This is a genomic window from Winslowiella iniecta, assembly GCF_001267535.1.
GTDB lineage: Bacteria > Pseudomonadota > Gammaproteobacteria > Enterobacterales > Enterobacteriaceae > Erwinia > Erwinia iniecta.
The window spans coordinates 54,200-67,011 of the sequence record NZ_JRXE01000030.1; the positions used below are offsets into that span (position 1 = coordinate 54,200).

At 57.0% G+C, this 12,812-nt stretch carries 8 protein-coding genes; 1 reads left to right on the top strand and 7 read right to left on the bottom strand.

The features are described 5' to 3' along the window. Positions 1-10: 10 nt before the first annotated feature. The 4 genes from NG42_RS18500 to NG42_RS18515 all read right to left on the bottom strand — a co-directional run bounded on the left by NG42_RS18500 (position 11) and on the right by NG42_RS18515 (position 4,043). Positions 11-1,561 carry a sugar ABC transporter ATP-binding protein gene (locus NG42_RS18500; protein WP_053115607.1) on the bottom strand — a complete coding sequence of 517 codons (1,551 nt, stop codon included), beginning with the start codon at positions 1,559-1,561 and terminating at the stop codon, positions 11-13. Positions 1,562-1,571: 10 nt separating this feature from the next. Continuing rightward, positions 1,572-2,183: a DUF2291 family protein gene (locus tag NG42_RS18505; RefSeq protein ID WP_052901954.1), complete on the bottom strand. Its 612-nt coding sequence runs from the start codon at positions 2,181-2,183 to the stop codon at positions 1,572-1,574. A 44-nt stretch (positions 2,184-2,227) separates the two neighbouring features. After that, positions 2,228-3,163, bottom strand: a complete 936-nt coding sequence (locus NG42_RS18510; RefSeq protein ID WP_052901955.1) for a D-ribose ABC transporter substrate-binding protein — start codon at positions 3,161-3,163, stop codon at positions 2,228-2,230. An 82-nt stretch (positions 3,164-3,245) separates the two neighbouring features. Next, the gene (locus NG42_RS18515) at positions 3,246-4,043 is read right to left on the bottom strand and encodes a GolD/DthD family dehydrogenase (protein ID WP_052901956.1); all 798 of its coding nucleotides are present in this window, start codon (positions 4,041-4,043) and stop codon (positions 3,246-3,248) included. A gap of 420 nt (positions 4,044-4,463) precedes the next feature. On the opposite strand from NG42_RS18515, the gene NG42_RS18520 reads away from it, so the two are divergent. After that, entirely contained in the window at positions 4,464-5,255 is a 792-nt protein-coding gene (locus NG42_RS18520) for a DeoR/GlpR family DNA-binding transcription regulator (protein WP_052901972.1), read from the top strand. A 138-nt stretch (positions 5,256-5,393) separates the two neighbouring features. On the opposite strand, the gene cobA is transcribed toward NG42_RS18520, so the two are convergent. The 3 genes from cobA to nirB form a co-directional block, all read right to left on the bottom strand. Next, a complete protein-coding gene (cobA, locus tag NG42_RS18525) occupies positions 5,394-6,215 on the bottom strand; it encodes a uroporphyrinogen-III C-methyltransferase (protein WP_052901958.1) in 822 nt (273 codons plus the stop codon). An 8-nt stretch (positions 6,216-6,223) separates the two neighbouring features. Beyond that, complete coding sequence (locus NG42_RS18530) at positions 6,224-8,851, bottom strand: nitrate reductase (RefSeq protein ID WP_052901960.1); 2,628 nt, start codon at positions 8,849-8,851, stop codon at positions 6,224-6,226. Then, positions 8,848-12,812, bottom strand: a 3,965-nt coding sequence (gene nirB, locus NG42_RS18535; protein WP_072133753.1) for a nitrite reductase large subunit NirB, incomplete at its 5' end; no start/stop codon positions are given. The genes NG42_RS18530 and nirB, both read right to left, overlap by 4 nt.

Consider the following 12,812-nt stretch of genomic DNA (forward strand, 5'->3'; position numbering starts at 1 on the left):
TCAGGCCCGCTCAGTCATGTGGCGTTGATGCGGCAATCAATATTTCGCGCGTGGCTTCGGCACGCGGTAAATCGGCGGTAATGCGGCCATCGGCCATCACTAAAATACGGTCGGCCAGCGCCATCACTTCCTCCAGCTCCGAGGAAGAGAACATCACCGCCAGCCCCTGATGCGCCATACTGCCAATCAGGTGATAAACATCGGTTTTCGCGCCAACATCGATACCGCGTGTCGGCTCATCGAGCAGCACCACCTCCGGCCCGGTCATCAACGCTTTTCCCAGCACCACTTTTTGCTGGTTGCCGCCGCTCAGTGACGTGATCGGCAATTCAGGATCGCTGACCTTAATCGCCAGCCGCTGAATCATATCGTTGACCCGACTATCCTCTTTTTGCGGCCGCAGCAGTGCCAGTGCGCGATGAAAAGCGCGCAGGCTGAGATCGGAAAGGGTCATATTGGTTTTGATCGACATCAGTTGCACCACGCCTTCGCCCTGTCGATCTTCTGGCACCAGCGCGAGGCCTTTTTTCAGCCGCTGCTGAAAATTAGCTTTCGCCAGCGACTGACCCTTTAACGTGACAGTACCGCTCTGGCAGCTCATCAGGCCGATCATGCCCTTAAACAGTTCGGTACGTCCGGCGCCCAGCAAGCCGTAAATCCCGACCACTTCTCCTTTACGCAGGTTAAAAGAGACGTCGTTAAGCTTGTAACCGCCGTTCTGATGCAGCGCGGTCAGCCCTTCGACGCTCAGCACCGTCTCGCCCTGTGGGGCCGGATGATAATCAAAGTGTTTTTTCTTATCCCCGACCATTTGTTCGATAATCCACGGCACGCTGGCGTCGCGTACTTCGCGCTCGCTGATAAAGCGCCCGTCGCGGAAAATAGTGATGTGATCGCCGATTTCCATCAGCTCTTCCAGCCGGTGGGAAATATAAATGATGGTCACGCCACGCCGCTTCAGCGCGGCAATCACGTTAAACAGTACCTTCACTTCCGACTGACTGAGTGCCGAGGTGGGTTCATCCATAATCAGCACCCGGGTGTCTTTTGACAGCGCACGGGCAATTTCCACCAGTTGCTGATGGCCGATACCCAGTTCACCCAGCGAAGCGTAAGGATCGACATCCAGCTCCAGCCGTTCCAGTAGCGCCTTTGCCAGCTGGTACTGATACTTCTCATTGATACGGCCGCGCTGGAAAAACTCATTGCCGATAAAAATGTTGTCCATCACATTCATATTCGGGAACAGGTTCAGTTCCTGAAAGATAATACTGATGCCGTGCTTTTCCGCCTGCTGGGTTGAACCAAGGTTAACCGGGACGCCATCCAGTAAAATCTGACCGGATGAGGGCGTTTCCACGCCCGCCAGCAGCTTCATCATGGTGGATTTACCGGCACCGTTCTCACCAATCAGCACATTAACTTTGTTGCGATAGACGCAGTAATTGACCTGATCGAGCGCGGTCACGCCGGGATACACGCGCGACACATTGCGCGTCTCAATAATCACCCCGGACGGTTCGCTGCGGCTCCCGGATTCTGCGGTTTGCCTCTGTGACATAGCTGACTCCTTACTGGCGCGTCACGCGCGCGGGCGTGATATCCGGCACGGTTTGCGGTATGTCCCAGCTGCTAAAGACGCCAGCAACCTCAACCTTATCGCCCACTTTCGGTTGCAACCCTTTCAGTTGCTCAACGGCCTGATTGTTAATACCCCGCCCAAAGTCACCAAACAGCGCCTGGTCGTTGAAATCCTGATAGCTGGCACCTCTGTAAGCATCGCGCAACGCGGTACCGCGAATTACCGGCCCAATCTGCACCGGCACGCTGGCACCACTGCTGTCTTTGACCGTCATTTTTCCACTGCGCGAGCTGTTATTGACACTCTCCACCTGCCCCGTCACCCGCACCGCGAAGATGCAGGGGTTTTCCGCCTGGGCGCGGTAACCAAATTGCTGACAGGCCCGGTCAAAATCTTTCGCCGCCGCCAGGCTTTTCATCAGTTGTTCAACGGGTTTCGCTTCACTGATAATCTGTGGCGCAATTTTCTGCTGATACAGTTGGGCAATATTCGCCATTTTGGGGTTGGGCGGATTTTTCAAATCGGCCAGCTCCTGCTGGGACACGATACGGCAGCCCCCCAGAGCCAGTGCGGCAATCGCCAGCCAGACACGTCCGGACATCGTTCTCTCCTCTGCGCCCGCAGCGCGGGCGCGACAGCACAACCTTAAGACTTAAAGTTAAAGTCCTGAACCTTACTGGCATTGTCCTGATCGATCAGGATGCCGCGAAACATCACGCGTTGTTTCTCCGGTTTGATGCCTTTCTGGATAAAGTTATCGAGGTCAGTGACGCCCTGAGCGGCAATCGCCTGCGCCTGGAGCATAACCGTGGATTTCAGGGTGCCGGCTTTCACCGCATCACGCTCATCGTTACTGCCGTCAATGCCGACCACAATCACATCATTGCGTCCGGCGGCTTTCAGCGCGGCAATGGCTCCCAGCGCTACCGGACCGTTACCACAGATCACCCCTTTCACATCCGGGTGCGCTTGCAGAATACTGTCCATAATGCGCTTACCGTCTATCAGCGTGCCTTTGGCATCCTGTCTGGCGACGCTTTTCATCTCAGAATATTGATCGAGAACCTGATGGAAGGATTTCGAGCGCGTCACGCAGTTATTATCGGCAAGGTTACAGGTCAGCTCGGCATAACTGCCTTTCTCTCCCATTTTCTCGACAAACACATTGGCGACGTCGGAACCGGCCTGGAAGTTGTTGTGGGTGATCTGCACCAGCGCCACATCATCCACCGGAATTTCGCGGTTAATCAGCACCACCGGAATACCGGCGGCTTTGGCTTTTTTGATCGCCGCGACGCTGGCGGTGGAGTCGGCGTTATCCAGCACAATGCCCTGCACTTTCTTACCGATGGCGGCATCAATCAGTTCACTCTGCTTCTTCACATCTTCGCCGTGAGAAAGCACCGAGGTTTTGTATCCCAGCTCTTGCGCTTTCAGGCTGGCACCTTTGGCTTCGGAGGCGTAATAAGGGTTATCCAGAGAGTTAACCAGGATCATGATGGTGCCCTTCTCGGCGGCAAATGCAGCCTGAGAGAAGCTGCAGGCGGTGGCTACGGCTAACAACAGTAAACGCTTTTTCATAATGATGTTCTCGCAATATTGTTATGGTCAGAGTGCGTTGTTATGTACAGCTACAGAGGGTTTCCCTGGTGAGGACAAAGATTTACCAAATCGTAAAACCGCCATCGATCATCAGATCGGCGCCGGTAATCATGTCGCTGCCGTTGCTGGCAAAAAACAGCACCGCTGCGGCTATCTCATCCGTATAGGCAAACCGGCCCAGCGGAATCAATTTTTTCATCGCTTCCCCTTTTTCGCCGCGCCAGGCTTTTTCGCCCATCGGCGTCAGCACTACGGTGGGCGACAGGGTGTTTACATTGATTTTGTGAGGCGCAAACTCTTTGGCCATCACTTTGGTCATGCCGAGCAGCCCGGCTTTCGCCGAGGTGTAGGCCACATGGTTATCGATAGCAATTGAGGCGGCCTGGGAGGCAATATTGATAATCTTTCCGCCTTTTCCAGCCTGAATCATGCGTTTTGCCGCGGCTTGCGAACAAAGGAACGGGCCGGTAAGGTTGACGGCGATCTGTTTTTGCCACTCGTCAAATGACGTCTCCAGTACCGGCTGTAACATCACATAACCGGCACAGTTAACCAGAATATCGATATGGCCATAGTGCTGTTCAACTTCGCTGAATGCGGCTTCCACCGAACCCGCATCGGTGACATCGCAGGCAACAAACTGCACGTTTTCCGCCGCAAACTGGGCCGCAATGCCCGCCACTTTCTCCTGTTCGAACGCCGGATAGAGCAGCGCCAGTCTGGCTCCCTTCTCCAGCAGCATCTGGTTACTGGCCATGGCGATACCACCTAATCCCCCGGTCACCACCGCCACTTTGCCGGTCAAATCCAGACGGGTATCCACGCCGTATCGCAAATTCACATCGTAATCACTACTCATCGCCTGACTCTCCTTACGAAACGGCGTGATTTCAGTTCAGCACGGCGAAATTCTCAGCAAAATAAAGCGCTTAAGTTTGCCACACCGTTAATTATTCGCCCCGACCATGACTTTCGAATAAAAATATACGCTATCGTTTGACGGCTTATTGTGGCACGGATCAAAATTCAAACAAAAACTAACTGCTTAGCTAAGTAACTGATTTATTGGTAATGCACGGAAAGCGAAAATGGACTATATGGACAAAATGGCAGGAAACCTGTGGTAAATCAATTGCGTCACTTAAGATTAACTTTCGAACGAAAGTCATTGTTTGCTGCTATTTTCTCGCTTTCAATAACCGACGGCGTTAATATTTATTGCCGTGTCTGAGGTTGAGCAGTGCCTGACCGCGACTATCTGGAAAAGGGAGTGTTTCGATTGAAAAGCAAAAGTGAACAGTTGGCGGATATGCAGCAACGCCGCGATAAAATCCTCGAAATGATCCGCGAGGATGGCACCGTTACGGTTAAAATGCTGACTGAGGCTTTTGGCTTAACCGAGGCGACCATTCGTACCGATCTGCGCATGTTGCAGAAAGAGGGATATGTGCAGCGCTATCATGGCGGTGCCACACTGATGACCGGTAAGCAAAATACCGGCGCACTGCTGCTGGAACGGCAAACTCATCTGGTGCAGAAAGATGCTATTGGCCGTCTGGCGGCGAAGCATATTGATAATGGTGATACGGTGATTTTCGATTCCGGTACTACCACCACCGCTATCGCCAATCATATGAACCATATTCGAAAGCTGTCGGTTATCACTACCGCAGTCAATATTGCGCTAAAGCTTGGCGGCGAGCCTGGCATCAATATCTTACTGACCGGCGGCACCTTTAAATTCCCGACGCTCTCCACCTCTGGCGAAAAAGCCGCCAGCTTTTTCGAAAATGTGCTGGCCGAGAAGCTGTTTCTTGCCACCGCCTGTATCTCACCGCGCCTCGGGTTAAGTTTTCCCAGCGAAACCGATATCAAAGTGAAAAGCGCGATGATGAAATCCGCGAACACCGTGTATGTGGTCGCCGACTCCAGCAAGATTGATAAAGTGTCGATGTTTGCGCTGCCCTGCGACTGGAGCGATATTCACTATCTGATTACCGACAGCGGCATTTCCGCGGCATCCGTTAAAGCCTTTGAAGCGCTGGGCGTGAAAGTGCTGGTGGCCGACTGATTAAAGAACAATCAACGAAATTTCTGCACTACCCCGGGGGAGTCGATTTCGGCTCCCGTCCTGATGGCATGCGGGGTGCTAACCCTCGGCACGGGCGGCGAGAACGCAGCCCCTTCGAGAAAAGGTTGCCAGAAATGCTTAAGTGACCGGCATTAGCCGTTCCTGGCTCCCCTGGGGTAAGGCCTGACGATACATCTTCACCACCTCACCAACAATCAGCAGGCTCGGTGATTGCAGTTGCTGCTGCGCAACGCACGCTGCCAGCTGCTGAAGAGTGGTAATCATTACCCGCTGATCGCGTCGGGTGCCGCGCTCAACAATCGCTACCGGCGTGGCGGCATCGCGTCCGTGCCCGACTAACCGATCGCTTAGCGCCTGACACCAGGTCAGCCCCATATAAAACACCAGCGTCTGACGCTCATCCTGCAAACTTTGCCAGTCCAGCTGCGGCTTACCGTCGCGCCCGTGGCCGGTAATAAAACGTACCGACTGCGCCATATCGCGGTGGGTCAGCGGAATGCCGGTCGCCGCCGCACAACCGGTGGCGGCGGTAATACCCGGCACGATATGACAGGCAATTCCGGCTTGTTGCACCCAGCTCATCTCCTCACCGCCACGACCAAAAATAAACGGATCGCCGCCTTTCAGACGGATCACCTGACGACCGGTAGCGGCGAGATCGACCAGCAGCTGGTTGATCTGCGCCTGCTTCATCCCGTGAAAACCGGGGGTTTTACCGACATCAATGCACAGCGCTGTTGCCGGTGCCAGCGCCAGAATCTCCGCGCTGACCAGCCGGTCATAAACCACCACCTCGGCGTTTTCAATTAATCGCAGCGCCTTAACTGTTAACAGCCCGGCATCGCCAGGACCTGCGCCCACCAGCCACACCGCGCCCGGCTCGCCGCCGGTAAAACTGCCGCTCAGTAACTTATCCAGAGAAGAAACAGAGTAAGTCATTAGCATCCTCACTCACCCGGCTGAGCGATCTCAGCTCGGGTAATTAACTGTTTTAATTCGGGAATGCAGGAACCGCAGTGGGTGCCGCACTGTAATTTTTTACCCAGCGCCTCGGGTGTGGGACAACCGCTGGTGATGGCAGCAATAATTTGCTGTTCACCGACGCCAAAACAGCTGCACACCGTTCGGCCTTTCGCGTCAGCTTGCGCCGCGCGCCCGGCCAGCAGTGCATGACGCTGCTGCGCCGTCTGCACCGGCTGGCTAAAGGCCGCAGCGATAAATGCATCATCCAGCACCGGGCGCATGCCATCGGCATAAAACGCCAGCACCAGTTTGTCTGCCTGCCAGCCGAGCACTCGCCGGAACATCCCTTGCCCTGCGGCAAACTGTAATGTCAGCGTGCTCAGGTCAAACTGTTGCGCCAGCCACTGTTGCGGGTCGCCGTCAGCAGCCAGCGTGTAGCGTGTGGCGGCGGGATATGGAATGCGCGCCCACCAGCCTGCGCGGATTTTAGTGACACTGTCACAAATAAATAGCTCCCCCTGCCAGTCGCAATGCCAGCGGCGCAGGCGCACCGGCGTTTGCTTACTTTCCGGCTGGCCTGATTCCGGGCAGAGATGCGGCGCCACCAGCATATCGGCATTAGCCTGCGCGGCGAACTGGCGCGTCCAGTGCATCGGAACAAAAACGGTGCCGCGCTGTTGCCCGGCTGACAGCTGGGCACGGACCACCAGCCAGCCGCTGGCCGACTGCACCCGGACTAAATCTCCTTCGCCAATCTGATGCTGCTGCGCATCCTGCGGATGAATTTCCACAAATGGCTCGCTAAGATGCTGCATCAGGCGCGGCACACTTCCGGTACGCGTCATGGTGTGCCACTGATCGCGGATACGGCCGGTATTCATCATTAACGGCCAGCCAGCACTGACTTGCGCCACCGGTAAACGCGGAGTGATGGCCAGCAGGCGTGCTTTACCGTTGGCATGGAAAAATTTCCGCTCGCTGAACAGTCGCGCGCATCCTTGCGGGTACTGCGCGTTGACCGGCCATTGCAGCGGTTGCAGCGCATCCCACTGCGCATTTGTCAGCTGCGCCAGGCCGCTGATATCAAACGCTCGCCGACCCTGATTTTCAAACCCGGACAGCGCCGCATGTTCGCGGAAGATCTCCGCCGGATGTTGCCAGTTAAACGCGGCGGCAAAGCCCATACGCTTCGCCACTTCGGCAATGATCCACCAGTCGGGTTGCGCCTCGCCCGCCGCCGCGACGAAGCTGCGCTGGCGCGAAATACGCCGTTCGGAGTTGGTCACCGTGCCGTTTTTTTCACCCCAGCCCTGCGCCGGCAGCAAAATATCGGCATACGCGGTGGTATCGGTGTGCTGGCTGACCTCTGACACAATCACCTTCTCGCAGCGTGCCAGCGCCGCCACCACCCGATGCCCGTCCGGTAAGGATACCGCTGGATTGGTACCCATAATCCATACCGCCTTAACGTCACCACGCTCAATGGCCTGAAACAGTTCTACCGCCTTCAGCCCTGGCTGACGCGCCACCTGCTCGCTGTGCCAGAAACGCTGCATGCGATCGATATTCTCCGGCGTGAAGTCCATATGCGCCGCCAGCTGATTCGCCAGCCCGCCCACTTCGCGACCGCCCATGGCATTCGGCTGTCCGGTCAGCGAAAAAGGCCCGCACCCGGCGCGGCCAATTTTGCCGCTCAGCAGATGCACATTAATTATCGCATTGCATTTATCGCTGCCGCTGCTCGACTGGTTTATTCCCATGCAATACAGCGTCAGCAAGGTGTCGCTGGCGACCACCCGCTGATAAAAATCCTCGACTTGCGCCCTTTCCAGCTGGCAAAAATCGGCCACTGCCTGACTGGACCAGGGCTGCGCCGCCGCCAGCGCCGCTTCAACGCCGTCGAGCTGCGGCAGCATACTGTGGTCAATCGCCTGGTGCTGCGACAGCCAGTGCAGCAAGCCATTAAACAGTGCGGCATCGCTGCCTGGTCGCAGCGGCAGGTGCAGATCGGCGAGATCGCAGGTGGCGGTGCGACGCGGATCGATCACTACCACCTGCATGTCAGGCCGCTGTTTTTTTGCCTGAACCAGCCGCTGATAAGCCACCGGATGCGCCCAGGCGGCGTTAGATCCGACCAGAATCACCAGACCGCAGTGGGCAAAGTCGTCATAGCAACACGGCATCGCATCGGCACCAAACGCGCGTTTATAGCCCACCACCGCCGAGGCCATACAGAGTCGCGAGTTGGTATCGATATTGCCGACGCCAATAAAGCCCTTCATCAGCTTGTTGGCGGCATAGTAATCCTCGGTCAGCAGCTGACCGGAAGCGTAAAATGCCACCGCCTGCGCACCATGCTTATTAATGATCTGTTGCAGATCGCTGGCCACCTGCTGCAATGCTTCGTCCCAGCTGACGCGCTGCCCGTTTACCTGCGGATGGAGCAAACGCCCCTGATGGCCGAGCGTTTCGCCCAGCGCCGCCCCCTTAACACACAACCGCCCCAGACTGGACGGGTGCTGCGCGTCACCCGCAACCTGATACGCGCCTGACGGTTTTGGCATCACTTTTACGCCGCAGCCGACGCCGCAATACGGGCAGGTGCTGTTCATGAGGCCACCGCAACCGCCATCGATGCCACCCTCAGCGGCGCATTGGCCACCAGCACCGCACCGTTTTCCAGTTTCACCGGCCAGCAGCGCAGTTGCAGATCGGGCTGCTCCAGATTCTGACCATCGCGCAGGCGAAAACGCTGTTTATACAGCGGTGAAATCACTATCGCCTCGCCGCCCGCATCCCCCAGTAACCCGCGTGAAATTACGCTGGCGTGGGTGCCCGGTTCGATATCATCCAGCGCATACACCTGCTCGCCGAAGCGGAACAGCGCGATGCGCACGCTGCCGAGGCGCGCCCCCATTCCGGCCATCGGTGGAATCTCTTCCAGCTGACAGAGCCGGGTCCATTGCTCTGTCGGCAGCTGCACCCGCGGAGTCGCAGCCTCGGTCGACGGATAAATCTGACCGCGCTGATGCTGCCAGCGCACGGTTTCATCGGGCTGGTCACTGTTGATGGTGCTGCGAAACAACGCCCGGCGATCCGGATTGTCCAGCGTGGTCTGCCATTCACACTGATAGGCCTCAACCACCCGCTGCATCTCCTGCTCCAGCTCGGTGGCGATACCCAGACTGTCTTCTATCACCACCGCCCGCAGATAGTCGAGACCACCGTCCATATTGTCCATCCACACGCTGGTACGTTGCAGCCGATCGGCGGTGCGCACATAGAACATCAGCAACCGGTCGACATAACGCAGCAGAGTCGGGTCATCAAGATCGCTGGCAAACAGATCGGCGTGACGCGGTTTCATGCCGCCATTGCCGCACACATACAGGTTCCAGCCTTTATCCGTGGCGATCACACCGATATCTTTGCTCTGCGCTTCAGCACATTCGCGGGTGCAACCCGACACCGCCATTTTGATTTTATGCGGCGCGCGCAGCCCTTTGTAACGGTTCTCCAGCTGGATGGCGAAGCCGGTGGAGTCCTGCACGCCATAGCGACACCAGGTCGAGCCGACGCAGGACTTTACGGTGCGCAGCGATTTGCCGTAGGCGTGACCGGTTTCAAACCCGGCATCCAGCAGTTCCTGCCAGATATCTGGCAGTTGATCGAGCCGTGCACCAAACAGGTCGATACGCTGACCACCGGTAATTTTGCTGTAGAGGTTATAGCGTGCAGCCACCTGACCGATGGCAATCAGCCCTTGCGCAGTGATTTCTCCGGCCGGTACGCGCGGCACCACCGAGTAAGTGCCATCTTTCTGAATATTGGCGAAGTAGCGGTCGTTGGTATCCTGCAACGGCAGATGCTCAGGTTTCAGCAGATATTCGTTCCAGCATGAAGCCAGCAGCGATCCCACCAGCGGTTTACACACTTCGCAGCCGTGACCGCGACCATGCTGCGCCAGTAATTGTCCGAAGCTCTTGATCTGATTAACGCGGATCAGATGGTGCAATTCCTGGCGCGACCAGGCGAAATGCTCACAAATATCTTTTTTCACCTCGACGCCAAGATTCGCCAGCTGGAATTCCATCACCTGTTTCACCAGCGCTGAGCAGCCGCCGCAGCCGGTCGCCGCTTTGGTACAGCTTTTCACCGCGGCCATATCACCCGCGCCGTTGATGACTGCACCACAGATATCGCTTTTACTGACGTTGTGACAGGAGCAGATCTGCGCGCTATCCGGCAGTGCCGCCACCCCCAGCGCTTTCGCAGGCGCTCCGGCGCTTTGCGGCAGAATCAGCGTCTCCGGCGCGTCCGGCAACGCCATATCATTCAGCAACATTTGCAGCAACGTGCTGTATTCGCTGCTGTCGCCCACCAGCACACCGCCCAGCAGTTTTTTGCCGTCCGATGACACCACGATCTTTTTGTAGATCTCCTGCGGACCGTTGGTCCAGTGATAACTTTGACTGCCCGGCGTGCGGCCATGCGCATCACCGAATGATGCCACTTCCACGCCGAGTAATTTCAGTTTGGTGCTCATATCCGCGCCGGTAAATGCCGCCGCTTCACCGGCCAGATTCGCCGCCAGCACGCGCGCCATCTGGTAACCCGGCGCGACCAGACCGAATATCTGACCGTTCCACAGTGCGCATTCGCCGATGGCATAAATCGCCGCGTCCGAAGTCATGCAGGTATCGTGAATATCGATACCGCCGCGTGGGCCGAGGGTCAGACCGGCATCGCGTGCCAGCTGGTCACGTGGACGGATGCCAGCGGAAAACAGCACTAAATCCGTTTCCAGCTGTTCGCCGTCAGCAAAGTGCAGCATCATGCTGCCGTCTGGCTGTTCGGTAATTTCGCGCGTCTCTTTTTGCGTATGAACCGTGACGCCAAGCGCTTCAATTTTGCGCCGCAGCATCTGCGCACCGCCGTCATCCAGCTGCACCGCCATCAGCCGCGGCGCGAACTCGACAACATGCGTTTCCAGCCCCAGCTGTTTCAGCGCGTTTGCCGCTTCCAGCCCTAATAAACCGCCGCCAATTACCACGCCGCGTCTGGACTGCTGCGCACGTGCGGCGATAGCATCCAGGTCGTCGAGAGTGCGATAGACAAAGCAGTTGGCGGATTTGCCGCCCGGAATCGGTGGGATAAAGGGCGCGGAGCCGGTGGCCAGCACCAGTTTGTCCCACGCCATTTCATGACCGCTGGCATCACGCACGCATTTGCGCTGGCGATCAATCGCCACCACTTCACTGTGGCTGCGCAGTTCGATGCCGTACCGTGCAAAAAAGTTTTCTGCCACCAGCGACAGATCGGCATGGGTGCAGCCGGCAAAATATTCTGACAGGTGCACGCGGTCGTAGGCGACGTGGCGCTCCTCACCGTAGACCACCACCTGATAGTGCTGATGCAACTGCTTTTCCACCAGCTGCTCAAGAAAATGATGACCCACCATACCGTGGCCAATAACAACTAATACCGGTTTGCTCATAACATTGATCCCTGCAGCCAACGGCTGCCTGTAGATTGGCTCTTCAGCATCAAACAGTGCAGCGGACGTCACCGCATCACCGCGTTGTAATTTTTTTATCAGCGTCGCTGACTGGCTGATATCGCCATACAGCAGCACGCCGCTTAATTTGCCGTCGCGCAGAAACAAACGACGGTAATCGGCACTCAGCGGGTCGAAACTGGTCAGGGTGTTCTGCCCCTGTTCGCCAATCTCACCAGCACTGAAGACGTCAATGCCGGTGACTTTCAGCCGCACGCCGACATCCTGCGAGCAGAAGTCACGTATCGGATCACCTGCCAGCTGGTGTGCGAGGATTTCCGCCTGTGCCAGACAGGGAGCCAGCAGGCCAAAGCTTTCATTATTGATTTCGCAACATTCACCCAGCGCATAGACGCCGGGCTGCGCGGTTTGCAACTGACCGTTGACCACAATGCCGCGCTGGCAGTTAAGCCCCGCCGCCCGTGCGACGGCAGTTTCCGGTGTGATACCGGTGGCGATAATCACCCGCCGGGCATCCAGCTGCTGCCCGCCGATCAAGGTGACAGCGTCACTTCTTATCGCACTGATACCGCTGCCGAGATAACAGCGAATACCGCGCTGTTGCAGCGAGTCACGCAGCAATTCTCCGGCCCGTTGGTCCAGCTGACGATCCATCAGCCAGTGATGACGATGAATCAGCGCCACATCGCGACCGCGCAAACGCAGTGCCGCCGCCGCCTCAATTCCCACCAGTCCGCCACCCAGTACCACCACCGGGCCAGCATCACTCAGCATCTGTTCCACATCCCACAACGTGCGAAAACCGCTGACATGTGGCTGACCGATACCGTTGATAGCTGGCATCAGCGGCGAGGAGCCGGTGGCAAACACCAGTTTGTCCCAGCTTAAGCTGCGCCGGTCGGTGGTCAGTTCACGGCGCACAATATCGACTGACTGCACCGCTTCGCCGCTCAGCAACGTGATGCCCTGCCCGGCGTACCAGTGCGGCGCATGCAACACGGTGTCGGCAAATTGCTTTTCACCGCTTAACACCGGCGACAGCATAACGCGGTTGT